14 protein-coding genes are annotated in these 13,964 nt (G+C 70.4%); 11 read left to right on the forward strand and 3 right to left on the reverse strand.

Going from position 1 to position 13,964, the window contains the following annotated elements:
- Positions 1-76: 76 nt before the first annotated feature.
- Positions 77-1,015, forward strand: a complete 939-nt coding sequence (locus H4281_RS03460) for an Lrp/AsnC family transcriptional regulator (protein ID WP_237599738.1) — start codon at positions 77-79, stop codon at positions 1,013-1,015.
- A gap of 47 nt (positions 1,016-1,062) precedes the next feature.
- Here H4281_RS03460 and H4281_RS03465 read toward each other — a convergent pair whose 3' ends face one another.
- Both H4281_RS03465 and H4281_RS03470 read right to left on the reverse strand, forming a co-directional pair.
- On the reverse strand, positions 1,063-2,514 hold the full coding sequence (locus H4281_RS03465; RefSeq protein WP_182889387.1) for an amidase: 1,452 nt from the start codon (positions 2,512-2,514) through the stop codon (positions 1,063-1,065).
- Positions 2,515-2,626: 112 nt separating this feature from the next.
- A complete protein-coding gene (locus H4281_RS03470) occupies positions 2,627-3,304 on the reverse strand; it encodes a GntR family transcriptional regulator (protein ID WP_182889388.1) in 678 nt (225 codons plus the stop codon).
- Positions 3,305-3,534: 230 nt separating this feature from the next.
- Between H4281_RS03470 and H4281_RS03475 the strand changes: the two genes are divergently transcribed.
- Genes H4281_RS03475 through H4281_RS03520 form a run of 10 tightly spaced genes read left to right on the forward strand, consistent with a single transcriptional unit; the run spans position 3,535 to position 13,578 of the window.
- Positions 3,535-4,704 carry an acyl-CoA dehydrogenase family protein gene (locus H4281_RS03475; RefSeq protein ID WP_182889389.1) on the forward strand — a complete coding sequence of 390 codons (1,170 nt, stop codon included), beginning with the start codon at positions 3,535-3,537 and terminating at the stop codon, positions 4,702-4,704.
- Complete coding sequence (locus H4281_RS03480) at positions 4,701-5,528, forward strand: HpcH/HpaI aldolase/citrate lyase family protein (protein WP_182889390.1); 828 nt, start codon at positions 4,701-4,703, stop codon at positions 5,526-5,528. Before H4281_RS03475 ends, H4281_RS03480 begins: the two co-directional genes overlap by 4 nt.
- Positions 5,525-6,673, forward strand: a complete 1,149-nt coding sequence (locus tag H4281_RS03485) for an acyl-CoA dehydrogenase family protein (RefSeq protein WP_182889391.1) — start codon at positions 5,525-5,527, stop codon at positions 6,671-6,673. Before H4281_RS03480 ends, H4281_RS03485 begins: the two co-directional genes overlap by 4 nt.
- Before the next feature lie 9 nt (positions 6,674-6,682).
- The gene (gene fabG, locus H4281_RS03490) at positions 6,683-7,417 is read left to right on the forward strand and encodes a 3-oxoacyl-ACP reductase FabG (protein WP_182889392.1); all 735 of its coding nucleotides are present in this window, start codon (positions 6,683-6,685) and stop codon (positions 7,415-7,417) included.
- A complete protein-coding gene (locus H4281_RS03495) occupies positions 7,414-8,280 on the forward strand; it encodes an HTD2 family dehydratase (RefSeq protein WP_182889393.1) in 867 nt (288 codons plus the stop codon). The genes fabG and H4281_RS03495 overlap by 4 nt, the downstream gene beginning before the upstream one ends.
- The gene (locus H4281_RS03500) at positions 8,273-9,487 is read left to right on the forward strand and encodes an acetyl-CoA C-acetyltransferase (RefSeq protein ID WP_182889394.1); all 1,215 of its coding nucleotides are present in this window, start codon (positions 8,273-8,275) and stop codon (positions 9,485-9,487) included. Before H4281_RS03495 ends, H4281_RS03500 begins: the two co-directional genes overlap by 8 nt.
- A complete protein-coding gene (locus H4281_RS03505) occupies positions 9,484-9,936 on the forward strand; it encodes a MaoC family dehydratase (RefSeq protein WP_182889395.1) in 453 nt (150 codons plus the stop codon). The genes H4281_RS03500 and H4281_RS03505 overlap by 4 nt, the downstream gene beginning before the upstream one ends.
- The gene (locus H4281_RS03510) at positions 9,936-11,624 is read left to right on the forward strand and encodes a CoA-transferase (RefSeq protein WP_182889396.1); all 1,689 of its coding nucleotides are present in this window, start codon (positions 9,936-9,938) and stop codon (positions 11,622-11,624) included. The genes H4281_RS03505 and H4281_RS03510 overlap by 1 nt, the downstream gene beginning before the upstream one ends.
- Entirely contained in the window at positions 11,621-12,433 is an 813-nt protein-coding gene (locus H4281_RS03515; RefSeq protein ID WP_182889397.1) for an enoyl-CoA hydratase/isomerase family protein, read from the forward strand. Before H4281_RS03510 ends, H4281_RS03515 begins: the two co-directional genes overlap by 4 nt.
- Positions 12,430-13,578, forward strand: a complete 1,149-nt coding sequence (locus tag H4281_RS03520; protein WP_182889398.1) for a CoA transferase — start codon at positions 12,430-12,432, stop codon at positions 13,576-13,578. The genes H4281_RS03515 and H4281_RS03520 overlap by 4 nt, the downstream gene beginning before the upstream one ends.
- A 127-nt stretch (positions 13,579-13,705) precedes the next feature.
- On the opposite strand, the gene H4281_RS03525 is transcribed toward H4281_RS03520, so the two are convergent.
- Positions 13,706-13,897, reverse strand: a complete 192-nt coding sequence (locus H4281_RS03525; protein ID WP_182889399.1) for a DUF2795 domain-containing protein — start codon at positions 13,895-13,897, stop codon at positions 13,706-13,708.
- Between the last annotated feature and the right edge of the window lie 67 nt (positions 13,898-13,964).

Below are 13,964 nucleotides of genomic sequence, written 5' to 3' on the forward strand. Positions count from 1 at the left end.
CCGCCGCATCGTCTTTCGACATGCCTTAAGTGCAGAATATTCGCCGAGTTCGGGGAGATCGGCTAGGTTCTTCCCCGTGCCAGGAACCTCCGACGACGTCGACGAGCTGCTCGTCCGTGCACTGCAACAGGACGGGCGCGCGTCGTTCGAGACGCTGGCCCGCCTGGTCGGGCTCGCCCGCTCGACCACCAAGGCGCGGGTGCAGCGGCTGATCGAGGAGGGCGGGCTCCGGCTGGTCGGTGCGATCCACCCGGCGGTGTTCGGTCTCCACCAGCTCGGGCACGTGATAGTCGAGACCGAGGGCGCCGCCCGTCCGGTCGCCGAGCGGATCGCGGCGCTCGGCGAAACCTCGTTCGTCACCACCACCGCGGGCCGGTTCGCGGTGACGGCCGAGCTGCGAGCCGCCGACCTGGAGGCCTTCGCGGCGGGACTGGCCCGCGTACAGGCCGTCCCCGGCGTCCGGGCGGTGCAGGCGATCACGTATCTGCGGGTCTGGAAGGACCCCTATTTCCCGCCGGGACCGCTGGAGAGCCCGGGGCCGCTCGCGGACCTCGAACTGGACGACGTCGATCACACGCTGCTCGCGCAGCTGCGCGACGACGGGCGCGCGTCGTTCGCCGAACTGGCGAAAGCGACCGGCCTTTCTCCCGGGGCCGCGCGGGCCCGGGTGCTCCGGCTGCTGGAGTCCGGCGTCGTCCACATCGGCGCGCTGGTGCGGCTCAGCCGCTCGACGCGCACCCGCACCATCGGTTTCGCGGTGCACGTGACCGGCGATGCCGAACCGGTGGCCCGCCGGATCGCGGAGTTCGAGAACATCGACTGTTTCGCGACCGGAGTGGGCTGGTGCAACGGAATCGGCAGCATTCAGGCACAGTCCCCCGACGAGGTGCTGGACACGCTCGAACGGCTGCGGGAGCTGCCCGGCGTGCGCACTGTCGAGTCCTGGAGCCATCTGCGGGCGGTCAAGGAGGAGAATGACCGCCCGCTCACCGCCGTCGACCCCGGACAGGGCTGAGCGGGCGGTCTATCCACAGCGGACGTTCCGGAACCGCTGCCGCTCGCTCAGAGCGGGGGCTGGAACCCGCCGATCCGCTCCTCCAGCAGCTCCGCCAGCCGCAGCGGCGTCCGGTCCTCGAACATCGGGCCGACGACCTGCACCCCCACCGGCAGCCCCTCCGGCGAGAAGCCCGCGGGCATCGCCGTGGCGGGCAGACCGGGCATGGTGGCCACGCCGGCCCAGACGAGCTGGTCGAAGAACGGGTACTCGACGCCGTCGATGTCGATCCGGCAGGCCAGCAGATCCGGGTTGTGGTCGTGCGGGAACGCGGGCGTCGGCGTCACCGGGCACACCACGGCGTCGAACTCGGCGAAGAACTGTCGCCAGCCGTAACGGTGCAGTTCTCGGCGGTGGTTCACTCCGAGCCAGTCGCGGTGGGTGAGCACCATTCCCCGCAGTCGCGCCGCGTCCAGGCTCTCGTCGTCCGCGCTCAGTCCGGCGGCACGGGCCTGCAGTTGTTCGTAGGCGTCGACTGGGAAGCGCGCGACGGAGCCGGAGAACAGCAGTTGCGTGTAGAGCGTCGCGGCTTCGGTCAGGTCGGGCAGCAGCGGGCTGTGTCGTTCGACCCGGGCGCCGGCGTCGGCGAGTGCGTCGGCTACCCGGTTCACTCCGGCTCGTACTGCGCTGCCGGTCGGGATGAGGGGGTGGTCTTCGAGGAGCAAAACTCGGAAGTCGCCCAGCTGCTCGTGGCGTGCGGGCGGCAGGGCCAGGTCGTGCGCCACGCCGTAGGTCAGCGGGTCCGGTCCGGCCATGACGTCGAGCAGCAGCGCCAGGTCGCGGGCGGTGCGCGCCATCGGGCCGACGACGGCGAGATCCAGGTCGTGCGGCAACGGCAGTTCGTTCGGCAACACCATGCCGCGGTTCGCCACCAGGCCCCGCGACGGCTTGTGCCCGTAGACACCGCAGAAATGCGCGGGGGTGCGCAGCGAGCCGCCGATGTCGGAGCCGATGGACAGGGTGCCGAAACCCGCCGCCAGTGCCGCCGACGACCCGCCGGAAGAACCGCCTGGCGTGCGGTCGTGGTCCCACGGGTTGTTGGTGGTGCCGTAAACCGGGTTGGAGCTCTGCAAGCCCTGAAGACCAAGGGGCACATTGGTTTTGCCGAGGATGACCGCGCCTGCGGACTTGAGCCGCGAGACCTGGACCGCGTCTTCGGCGGGCAGGAAGTCCCGGTGCTGCGGCATGCCCCAGGTCGTGGGCAGACCGGCGACGTTGTAGCACTCCTTGACGGTCACCGGGATTCCGAGCAGCGGCCGGTCTTCGCCGCGGGCACGCGCCCGGTCGGCCTCCTGCGCGGCGGCGCGGGCACGGTCGAAGTCCGGGACGCACATCGCATTGAGTGCTTTGTCTTCCCGCTCGATGCGGGCGATCGCCTCGTCGGTCAGCTCCGCCGAGGTCGCTTCGCCTGCCCGCATGGCGGCCGTGAGTTCTTCGGCCGAGTGAAAGTTCCGCTCCATGAATTCGACCGTAACGGGCACCCGGTGGAGCCATAAAACATTATTTTCCGCAACGACGACCTTTCGTCGACGGACGCAGTCCGGCCGCTGCGAGATGAGCCGCGCGAACCGGTCAGCGGTCCCAGAATCCTTGCTGTTCCAGCAAAGCCACCGCGCGCTCGCCCGCGTCGGCGAGGTGTTTCTCCACCAGCGTGCGCGCCCGGGCGGCCGAGCGGGCGGACAGCGCGTCCAGGATCAGCCGGTGGTCGCCCCGGGCCTTGACCGGCCAGTCCTCGTGTGCCTCGTAAAAACCGTGCGACACGGTTTTGGCCAGAATGCCGAGAAGCGACAGGAGCCGCCGCGAGTCGGCGGCGTAATTGATTCTCCGGTGGAACTCGTAGTTCAGCCGTTCCTGTTCGGTCCGGTCCACCGCGGACTCCATCCGGTCCGCGAGATCGTGCAGCGCCTGGAGGCTTTCCGGAGAGAGGTTTTTCGCCGCGCGCTCCGCGGCCAGTCCGGACACGACGCCGAACACGCGGTAATGGTCCCGGATGTCGTCGCGCGTCATCCGGGCGACGAATGCGCCGCGGCGGGCGATGTGCTCGACCACGCCTTCGTGGTCGAGGGTGATCAGGGCTTCGCGGATCGGCAGTTTGCTGATGCCGAGTTCGTCGGCCAGCGCTTCCTGGTCGATCTTCGCGCCGGCGCGCAACTGGCCGGAGAAGACGCGGCGCCGGATCTCCTGGGCGGCCATCGCCTTGAGATTCCCCGGACCGGTGCGGCGCGGTCCGGCACTCGTGGTTTCGGGCATCGCCACGACCTTCTCCCATCCCTGCGTCGGCGGCGGTATCGGATGAAGTATTACACGGCAGGGGCTCGCTCAGGCGGGTGAGCCGCCTCCGCCGGGAGCGCCCTTCGCTTCCAAAAACTGCCGCTGACCTGCGCACTCACCGGCAGCCTGCGTCGCCCGGCAGTGTGAGACATTCGATGATTTCTGATAAAGTATTTTCTCAGCGGGCGATCTGGGTCATAGTGGGCGGCATGGCAGCAGCGGTTACCCCCGAGGACTTCCGGCCCATCCTGGAGCTGGTGCGCGACTTCGTCCGGACCAAGGTCGTCCCGCGCGAGCAGGAGATCATGGACGGCAACGCCATCCCGGACGATCTGCGCGCGCAGGCCGCGGAGATGGGCCTGTTCGGCTACGCGATCCCCCAGGAATGGGGCGGTCTCGGGCTCGACCTGACCCAGGACGTCGAACTGGCGATGGAGTTCGGCTACACGTCGCTGGCGCTGCGGTCGATGTTCGGCACCAACAACGGCATCGCCGGGCAGGTGCTGGTCGGCTTCGGCACCGACGAGCAGAAGAGCCAGTGGCTGGAGCGCATCGCCTCGGGCGAGGTCGTCGCGTCGTTCGCGCTGACCGAGCCCGGCGCAGGGTCCAATCCCGCCGGGCTGCGCACCAAGGCGGTGCGCGACGGGGACGACTGGGTCATCGACGGGCAGAAGCGGTTCATCACCAACGCACCGATCGCGGATCTGTTCGTCGTCTTCGCGCGCACCCGTCCCGCCGACGACTCCGGGCCGGGCATCGCGGTGTTCCTCGTGCCCGCGGACACGCCGGGGCTGGAGGTCGGGCCTAAGGACAAGAAGATGGGCCAGGAGGGCGCCTGGACCGCGGACGTCACCTTCAGCAACGTCCGAGTGCCTGCCTCCGCGCTCGTCGGCGGCAACGAAGACGACGGGTACCGCGCCGCGATGACCTCTCTCGCGCGGGGTCGCGTGCACATCGCCGCGCTCGCCGTGGGTTCCGCGCAGCGGGCGTTGGACGAATCCGTCGCGTACGCCGCTTCGGCGACGCAGGGCGGTCAGCCGATCGGCGATTTCCAGCTGGTGCAAGCGATGCTGGCGGATCAGCAGACCGGCGTGCTGGCCGGACGTGCGCTGGTGCGGGAGACCGCGGCGCGCTACGTGTCCGGCGAAGACCGCCGGATCGGGCCCTCGGCCGCGAAGCTGTACTGCACCGAGATGGCGGGCAAGGTCGCCGACCTCGCGGTGCAGGTCCACGGCGGCACCGGGTACATGCGAGACGTGCCGGTCGAGCGGATCTACCGCGACATCCGGCTGCTGCGGCTCTACGAGGGCACCAGCGAAATCCAGCGTCTCATCATCGGCGGCGGCCTGGTCCGGCAGGCGAAGAAGGCGCAGAAATGACCAGCCGCGCGGCCACGCGGGCGCGGGAGGCCACGACGCTCCTGTTCGTCCCGGGCGACCGGCCGGAGCGGTTCGGCAAGGCGATGGCGGCTGGGCCGAGCTTGGTCGTGCTCGATCTGGAGGACGCCGTCGCACCCGACCGCAAGGCGTACGCGCGGGAACAAGTCGTCGCGTGGCTCGAGGAGAACCCCGAGTGCGCGGTGCGGGTAAACGCCGCCGGCACCGCCTGGCACGACGAAGACCTCGCCGTGCTCAGGCGGCGCCGGTGCACCGTGATGCTGCCGAAGGCCGAGCCGGCGACGACGCGCGCGGCGGCCGAGCAGCTCGGCGTCCTGCCGGTCCTGATCGCGCTGGTCGAGACCGCGCGCGGCGTCCTGGACGCGCGCGAGACCGCGACCGTGCCGAACGTGCAGCGCCTCGCGTTCGGCAGCTTCGATCTGGCCGCGGAGCTCGGCGCCGATCCAGCTGACCGGGACGCGTTCGTCGCCGCGCGCGGTGCGCTCGTCCTCGCCTCCGCCGCAGCGGGATTGCCCGGACCGATCGACGGCGTCACCGCGGAGCTGGACAACGAGCCGCACCTCACCGACGAGGTCCACTACGTGCGGCGGCTCGGGTTCGCCGGAAAGCTGTGCGTGCACCCGAAACAGGTACCTGTCGCCGCCGCGGCGCTGCGGCCGACGCGCGAGGAAGTCCGCTGGGCACAGTCGATCCTCGACGCCGGCGCGGACGGCGCGGTCGCGGTGAACGGGCAGATGGTCGACAAGCCGGTGCTGGAGCGCGCCCAGCGGGTGCTCCGGCAGGCACGAGAAGGGAACGGGCGATGACGCTCACCGACGACGAACAGCAGATGGTCGCCCTGGTCGCGGAGTTCGTGGACGAACGGGTCCGGCCCCGGGTCCGCGAATTCGAGGCCGACGACATCTACCCCGCCGAGTTCATCGACGAGATGAAGAAACTCGGCTTCTTCGGGCTGCTCGCCCCGGCCGAATACGGCGGCGTGGACGTCAGCACCGCGTGTTTCGCCCGCGTCACCGAGGAACTCGCGCGCGGCTGGATGAGCCTGGCGGGCGCGATCGGCGGGCACTCCGTCATCACTTATCTGATCAAGACGTTCGGCACGCCGGAGCAGCGCGAGAAGTACCTGCCCGCCATGGCCGAGGGACGGATCCGCGCGACAATGGCGCTGACCGAACCCGGCGGCGGCAGCGACCTCCAGGCGATGCGCACCCAGGCGGTGCCGGGCGAAAAGGGCTACACCGTCACCGGGTCGAAAACCTGGATCTCCAACGCCGCGCACTCCGGCCTGATCGGCCTGCTGTGCATCACCGATCGCGCCGCTTCCCCCGCCCATCGCGGGATGAGCGTGCTGCTGGTCGAACCCGGCGACGGGCTCACCATCTCGAAGAAGCTCCCGAAACTCGGCTACCGCGGCGTCGAAGCCTGCGAACTGGTCTTCGACGGCCAGCAGGTGCCTGCGGACGCGGTCCTCGGCGGCACGCCGAACCAGGGCTGGTCGCACATGATGCGCGGGCTGGAAGTCGGCCGGATTCAGGTCGCTTCGCGCGCGTTGGGCGTCGGGCAGGCCGCGTTGAACGACGCCGTCCGCTATGCCCAGGAACGCGAGTCGTTCGGCAAGCCGATCTGGAAACACCAGTCCGTCGGCAACCTTCTCGCCGATATGGCCACGAAGATGCGCGCGGCGCGACTGCTCACTTTGGACGCCGCGGAGAAGCTCGACGCGGGCGAACGCGCGGACATGGAAGCCGGGATGGCGAAGCTGTTCGCGTCGGAAACCGCGATGCAGGTCGCGCTTGACGCCATCCGCGTCCACGGCGGCTACGGCTACTCCCGGGAATACGACGTCGAACGCTACTTCCGCGACGCGCCGCTGATGATCGTCGGCGAAGGCACCAACGAAATCCAGCGCAACGTCATCGCCGCGCAACTCGTCGCGCGCAACAAGATCTGAGGGAATCCCATGACTCTGCTCAACGGCCGGACCGCTGTCGTCACCGGCGGCGCGCAAGGCATCGGACTCGCCATCGCCCAGCTGTTCGTCGCCCAGGGCGCCCGCGTGGTGCTCGGCGACATCGACGGCGCAGCGGCCGCGAAAGCCGCCGAGAGCCTGGACGGGGAAGCCGTCGGCGTCGCCTGCGACGTCACCAAAGCATCCGATGTGGACGCTTTGCTCGCCGCCGCGGACAAGGCGTTCTCCCCGGTCGACGTGTTCGTCAACAACGCGGGCATCACCCGCGACGCGACGATGCGGACCATGACCGAGGACGAGTTCGACCAGGTGATTTCCGTACACCTCAAGGGAACCTGGAACGGCACCCGCAAGGCCGCCGCGATCATGCGCGAACGCAAGAGCGGCGCGATCGTGAACCTGTCCTCGCTGTCGGGCAAGGTCGGCATGGTCGGGCAGACCAACTACTCCGCCGCCAAGGCCGGGATCGTCGGGCTGACCAAGGCCGCCGCGAAGGAGATGGCGCACCACGGCGTCCGGGTCAACGCGATCCAGCCCGGCCTGATCCGCACCGCGATGACCGAGGCCATGCCGCAGAAGGCGTGGGACCAGAAGATGGCCGAGATCCCGATGCACCGTGCGGGCGAGGTCGGCGAAATCGCTTCGGTGGCGCTGTTCCTCGCGTCCGATCTGTCCTCCTACATGACCGGCACGGTGCTCGAGGTGACCGGCGGGCGGTTCATGTGACCGGATGGGAACCGCACGCGGTCACGACCGCTGAGCTGGTGGACCCGGCCCCGGTCGCGGCCCTGGCCGCGCTGTTCGACAACGGGCTGCCGGCGCCGCGGCCGGGCGACGACCTGCCGCCGCTGTGGCACTGGGTCGCACTCCCCCGCTGGCCGGTCTCTTCCGGACTCGGCCCCGACGGACACCCCGCGCGCGGCACGTTCCTGCCGCCGATCGACCTGCCGCGGCGGATGTTCGCCGGAGGGGAAGTCCTGCTGCGCCGGGCCCCGAAGATCGGCGAGACGGTGACCCGCCGCTCCATTGTGGACTCGGTGACGGAGAAATCCGGTCGCTCCGGGAAGCTGGTGATCGTCGTGGTGCGGACCGTTCTGTCCGGTGTGGACGGTTCACCGCTGGTCGAAGAACGACAGGACATCATCTACCGCGAAGCGGGCGCGACCGCCTCCGAAGCGGCGCCCGGGGAACCTGCGGAACTGGCGGGAGCCCCGTTCCGCCGCGGCGACGACGGCTGGGGCTTCGCCACCGATCCCGCCCTGCTGATGCGTTTCTCCGCAGCCACCGCGAACGCGCACCGCATCCACTACGACTGGCCCTACGCGACCCGGACCGAGGGCTATCCCGGCCTGGTCGTGCACGGCCCGTTGATGTCCCTCGCGCTGGCCGAGGTGCTGCGGCTGGACTCCCCCGGTGCGCGGGTGACCCGGCTGGCGCACCGCAACCTGGCCCCGCTGTTCTGCGGCCAGCCCGCGCACCTGCGCACCGAACCGCGTCCCGGCGGCGCGACCCTGACCCTCGTCGGGGACGCCGGACCGCGCACCAGCCTCGAAGCCGACTATCACGAGGAAGGCACTTCCCATGCGTGACGCCGTCATCTGCGAACCTGTCCGCACGCCGATCGGCCGCTTCGGCGGAGCGCTGAAGAGCGTCCCCGCCGCCGACCTCGGCACGATCGCGCTCAAGGGCTTGCTGGAACGCACCGGCCTGCCCGCCGACGCGATCGACGACGTCATCCTCGGCCACTGCTACCCCAGCGCCGAAGCCCCCGCGATCGGCCGCGTCGTCGCCCTCGACGCCGGGCTGCCGGTCACTGTCCCCGGCATGCAGGTCGACCGGCGCTGCGGATCCGGACTGCAGTCGGTGCTGCTCGCCGCCTTGCAAGTGCAGGCGGGTGCGAGCGACCTCATCGTCGCCGGCGGCGCGGAAAGCATGTCCAACACCGTCTTTTACGCCAACGACCTGCGGTGGGGCGCGAGCGGCGCGGGCGTCCACCTGCACGACTCGCTCACGCGCGGCCGTCAGACGCCCGGCGGCAAGCACTACCCGGTGCCCGGCGGGATGCTGGAGACCGCGGAGAACCTGCGGCGGCAGTACGGCATCAGCCGCGAAGAGCAGGACCGGCTCGCCGCCGCCTCGCATCAGCGGGCCGTCGCCGCGCAGCAGTCCGGGGTGTTCGCCGAGGAGATCATCCCGGTGCCGGTCGAGACGCGGAAGGGCACCGTCGTCGTGGACACCGACGAGCACCCGCGTCCGGACACGACCGTCGAAACCCTCGCCAAGCTCCGGCCGGTGCTGGGCAAGCAGGATCCGGAGGCGACGGTCACCGCGGGCAACGCCAGCGGCCAGAACGACGCCGCCGCCGTGTGCGTCGTGACCACCCGCGAACGCGCCGCGGAACTGGGGCTGCGCCCGCTCGTCCGGCTGGTCTCGCACGGCGTCGCCGGGGTCGAGCCGAAGGTGATGGGCATCGGGCCGGTGCCCGCTTCGGCGCTCGCGCTGGAACGTGCCGGGCTGAAGATCGCGGACATCGACCTGATCGAGCTCAACGAGGCGTTCGCCGCGCAGGCGCTGGCGTGCACCCGCGAATGGGGTTTCGGCGAGTCCGACTTCGACCGGCTCAACGTGCACGGCTCCGGGATCTCGCTGGGCCACCCGGTCGGCGCGACCGGGACCCGGATCCTCGCCACGATGGCGCGGGAAATGCAGCGCCGCGAAGCCCGCTACGGGCTGGAAACCATGTGCATCGGCGGCGGGCAGGGGCTGGCCGCGGTCTTCGAGCGGGTGTCGGAGTGACCCGGGTTTTCGGCTCGGCGGACGAGGTACGGGCCGCGCTCGGCGAGGAAATCGGGCCGACCGGGTGGTTCGCCGTCGACCAGGCGCGGATCGACGCGTTCGCCGAGGCCACCGGCGACCGGCAGTGGATCCACACCGATCCCGAGCGGGCCGCGAACGGGCCGTTCGGGTCGACGATCGCGCACGGTTTCCTCACCCTGTCGCTGATCCCGTACTTCAGCGCGCAGCTGGTCCGGCTCGACTTCGGGTCCGCGCGGATCAACTACGGGCTGGGCAAGGTCCGCTTCCCGGCGCCGGTTCCGGTCGGCTCGCGGCTGCGCGCCAGCGCGTCGTTCGCCGAGGTGAAAGAAGGCGCCGCTGGAGTCACCGTGACCACGCGGTACACGGTGGAGCTGGAAGGCGCCGGGAAACCGGCGTGCGTCGCCGAAACCTTGGTGGTCGTGGCCTGATGACCGATTTCTGCCGTCTCGACGAAGCCGTCTCCCGCCACGTCCGCGAGGGCGACGCGCTGCACGTCATCCTGGGCCACAGCCGGTGGAGCGCGCTGGTACGCGAGATCGCGCGGCAGCACTGGCAGCAGCCGTCGCGGTTCACGCTGATCATGGCGAGCCTGTCGTCGCTCGGCGCGGTGCTGTTCCGTTCCGGGTGCCTGGAGAAGGTCGTGACTGTCTACTCGGGAGATTCGTTTCCCGTGTTCACCCCGAATCCGGTGTTCCAGCAGGCCTACGCGGACGGCTCGGTCGAGGTCGAGAACTGGTCTTTCCTGAGCTACATCCAGGGTCTGCGCGCCGCGGCGACCGGCGTGCCCGCAGTGGTCACCGGCTCGGTGCGCGACTCCTCGATGGCCGAGAACCCCGGCTACGCGGAGGTCGACACGCCGTTCGGCCGCATCGGCCTGGTCGCGCCGCTCACCCCCGACGTCGCGATCCTGCACGCGGCGGTCGCCGACCGGCACGGCAATCTGGCCGTCGCCCCGCCGATGTTCGAGGGCTCGATCGGCGCGTTCGCCGCGCGTCGCGGGGTGCTGGCGACGGTGGAGAAAGTCGTCGACGACCTGCGGCCGTGGGCATCGTTCGTCCGGATTCCGGCGCACCGGGTGCTGGCCGTGGCGGAGGCTCCCTTCGGCGCGCATCCCGGCGGAGTCTTCCCCGGTACGGACGGCGCGCGGCTGCCGGTGGACGGCTACGCCGAGGACGTCGAGTTCTGGATCGCGGCACGGGAAGCCAGCCGTTCGGCGGACTTCGACGACTGGATCCGCGAGTGGATCCTCCTGGATCACGACGCTTACCTGGCCAAACTCGGCGAAGCGCGGCTCAACGCGCTGACCCGGACCCTCGGGCAGCCGACGCCGCCCACCGGCCGCGGCGAGCACACCGGGCCGGTGACCCGTCCGGAACGCGCGGCGACGTGGCTCGCCGCGCTCGTCCGGGCGCGGATCGCCGAAACCGGCGCCGACGGGGTGCTGGCCGGAGCCGGACTGGCGAACCTCGCCGCCTGGGCAGCCGTCGAACAGGCGAAGGCGGAGGGACACGAAGTCGCGCTGGCGGCCGAACTCGGCCTCTGGGACTACTCGCCGACCCCCGGCGACCCGTTCATCTTCAGCTTCGCCAATTTCCCGTCGTCCTCGATGCTGCTCGACACCGAACAGGCGCTGGGAAATCTCGTGAACGGCCCGGCCACGCGGTCGATCGCCTGCGTCGGAGCCGCGGAAATCGACCGGCACGGCAACATCAACACCACCCGCGTCGCCGGCGGTCCGTATCTCGTCGGTTCGGGCGGCGGCAACGACGTCGTGACCGGCGCCGACGAGACGTACGTCGTCGGCACGATGAGCCCGCGGCGGTTCATCGAAAAGTGCAGCTACATCACCAGTCCCGGCGCGCGGGTCCGGGCAGTGGTCACCGACCTCGGCATCCTCGCCCAGCGCGACGGCGAACTCGTGCTCACCGCGATCGCTCCCGGGCCGGAGCCGCTGGCCGAACGCGTCGCGCAGGTCCGGTCGCGCTGCGGCTGGGACCTCGCTGTCGCCGACGATCTGCGCGAATTGCCCGAGGTGACCGCGGACGACGCACAACAGCTGCGCAAATACGACCGCGAAGGCTTGTTCCTCCGCGACGGCAAGAAGGGAGCGGCATGAGTCGCTACGCACGATTCGAGAACCTGCGAGTGGACGGGCCGGACGAGGACGGCGTCATCGAACTCGTCCTCGACGCCCCGAACCTCAACGCGGTCAGCGAAGCCGCGCACGCCGAGCTCGCCGACATCTGGCGCGAGTTCGACCGCGATCCTTCGGTGAAAGCCGTCCTGCTGCGCGGCGAAGGCAAGGGCTTCTCCGCGGGCGGGTCGTTCGACCTGGTCGAAAAGCTGGCCACCGACTTCGAGGCCCGCTCCCGCACCATGCGCGAGGCGCGCGACCTCGTCTACAACGTGATCGACTGCTCGAAGCCGATCGTCTCGGCGATCCACGGCCCCGCCGTCGGCGCCGGACTCGTCGCCGGAGTGCTCGCGGACGTCTCCGTGGTCACCGCGAACGCGAAGATCATCGACGGCCACACCCGGCTGGGCGTCGCCGCGGGCGACCACGCGGCGGTGTGCTGGCCGCTGCTGTGCGGGATGGCGAAAGCCAAGTACTACCTGATGACCTGCCGCCCGCTGAACGGCGCCGAAGCCGAGCGGATCGGCCTGGTGTCGCTGTGCGTCGAGGAAGAAGCCGACCTGCTGCCCACCGCCCGCGAGATCGCGCACGAACTGGCGAACGGCGCGCCCACCGCGATCCGCTGGACCAAACAGAGCCTCAACCTCTGGTACCGCCAGCTCGCCGGCGCGATCTTCGATTCCTCGCTGGCACTGGAGTTCTACGGGTTCGGCGGTCCTGAAGTGCACGAAGGCCTCGCTTCCCACCGCGAACGCCGCAAGCCGGACTTCTCCCGGGTGCACGACGCATGAACCCCGCACTGCTGGACGGATTGCGGGTGGTCGAGCTGTCCGCATACGTCGCGACGCCGTTGTGCGGGCTCACGCTCGCCCAGCTCGGCGCGGACGTCGTGCGCGTCGAACCGCTCGGCGGCGCCGCGGACCGCACGCGTTGGCCCTTGTCCGACTCCGGGACCAGCCTCTACTGGTCCGGGCTGAACAAAGGAAAGCGGGCCGTCGCGGTCGACCTGGAGTCCGAAGCGGACCGCCGCCGGGTGGCCGAGCTGATTGTCGACGGCGGCCCGTGCGCGGTCGTGACGAACACTTCCCGGCACGCCGATCTCGGGTACGAGGCACTGAGCGCGCGGCGGCCGGATCTCATCCACGTGCTGCTGGACGGCCGAGCCGACGGCGGTGCCGCGGTCGACTACACCGTCCAAGCCGCGACCGGCTTCCCGCTGCTCACCGGCACCGGAACCGAGCCGGTCAACCACGTGGTGCCCGCCTGGGACGTGTGCGCCGGACTGTACCTCGCGGTGGGCCTGCTCGCTGCCGAACGGCACCGGCAGGTCACCGGCGAGGGCCGGTCGATCCGGGTAGCGCTGGAGGACGTCGCCCTCGCCACCGCCGGGAACCTCGGTTATCTCGCCGAAGCGCAGCTGACCGACCACTCGCGCACCAAGTCCGGCAACGAGATCTACGGCACCTACGGCGACGATTTCGAGACCGCCGACGGTGTCCGGGTGATGATCGTGCTGCTCACCGAACGGCACTGGCACAAGATGCTCGCCGCGACCGGACTGGCCGGCGCCTTCGCCGGGCTGAGCGAGGCGCTGGGGATCTCGTTCGCCACCGAGTCCGACCGGTACCGGCATCGGGACGTGATCACGCCGCTGCTGGCCCGGTGGTTCGGGCAGACACCGTACGACGAGGTGGCGGAAGTGCTTGCCCGGCACCGGATTTTGTGGGAACGGTACCGCAGCTTCGCCGAACTCGGCCGGGACGGCGGCGCGGCGCTGCGGGATCTGGCGCTGTTCGGGAAGGTGGATCAGCCGGGGGCCGGGGCGCATTGGGCGCCGAAGTCGCCGGTGCAGGTGGACGGCGGCCGGCTCGATCCACGGCCCGCGCCGGAGGTCGGCCAGCACAATGACGAGGTGCTGGGCGGGTCTGCGGGCTGACGGCGTCGGGCTCGCAGACCGAAGCCGTGATCGTGATCGCGGAACGGGTGCACGCCGGGCGCTGGAAATCCACGACGCACCCGAACCGGCTCGAGGCAGCGGGTCCGCCTCGAGCCGTGGCAGGTACTTACTTCTGTGCGGCTTCTTTGCTGACGCCGCTCGGTCCGTCGTACGTGCGGTCGGGCAGGCCGCGCAGCACGTCGAGCGTGCCGGAATCCGCGTCGTTGCGCTCGGCGGCGGAGACCAGGTCGTCCCGGTTGGCCGGGTAGTCGACGCCGGCGAGGTCCTTCTGCAACTGGATGGGGTTGATGTCAGCCATGGCGTCCGCCTACCCCTGCCGATCGGGAACAAACGCCCGCGCGGCAAAGCGCCCAGGTTTATCCCCG

This window comes from Amycolatopsis dendrobii, assembly GCF_014145675.1.
Lineage (GTDB): Bacteria > Actinomycetota > Actinomycetes > Mycobacteriales > Pseudonocardiaceae > Amycolatopsis > Amycolatopsis dendrobii.

Bases quoted from the DNA above. Each gene is read 5' to 3' on its own strand.
- H4281_RS03465 (WP_182889387.1), bottom strand. From the start codon at position 2,514: ATGGAGCGGAACTTTCACTCGGCCGAAGAACTCACGGCCGCCATGCGG.
- H4281_RS03470 (WP_182889388.1), bottom strand. From the start codon at position 3,304: ATGCCCGAAACCACGAGTGCCGGACCGCGCCGCACCGGTCCGGGGAAT.
- H4281_RS03475 (WP_182889389.1), top strand. From the start codon at position 3,535: ATGGCAGCAGCGGTTACCCCCGAGGACTTCCGGCCCATCCTGGAGCTG.
- H4281_RS03480 (WP_182889390.1), top strand. From the start codon at position 4,701: ATGACCAGCCGCGCGGCCACGCGGGCGCGGGAGGCCACGACGCTCCTG.
- H4281_RS03485 (WP_182889391.1), top strand. From the start codon at position 5,525: ATGACGCTCACCGACGACGAACAGCAGATGGTCGCCCTGGTCGCGGAG.
- fabG (WP_182889392.1), top strand. From the start codon at position 6,683: ATGACTCTGCTCAACGGCCGGACCGCTGTCGTCACCGGCGGCGCGCAA.
- H4281_RS03500 (WP_182889394.1), top strand. From the start codon at position 8,273: ATGCGTGACGCCGTCATCTGCGAACCTGTCCGCACGCCGATCGGCCGC.
- H4281_RS03510 (WP_182889396.1), top strand. From the start codon at position 9,936: ATGACCGATTTCTGCCGTCTCGACGAAGCCGTCTCCCGCCACGTCCGC.
- H4281_RS03515 (WP_182889397.1), top strand. From the start codon at position 11,621: ATGAGTCGCTACGCACGATTCGAGAACCTGCGAGTGGACGGGCCGGAC.
- H4281_RS03520 (WP_182889398.1), top strand. From the start codon at position 12,430: ATGAACCCCGCACTGCTGGACGGATTGCGGGTGGTCGAGCTGTCCGCA.
- H4281_RS03525 (WP_182889399.1), bottom strand. From the start codon at position 13,897: ATGGCTGACATCAACCCCATCCAGTTGCAGAAGGACCTCGCCGGCGTC.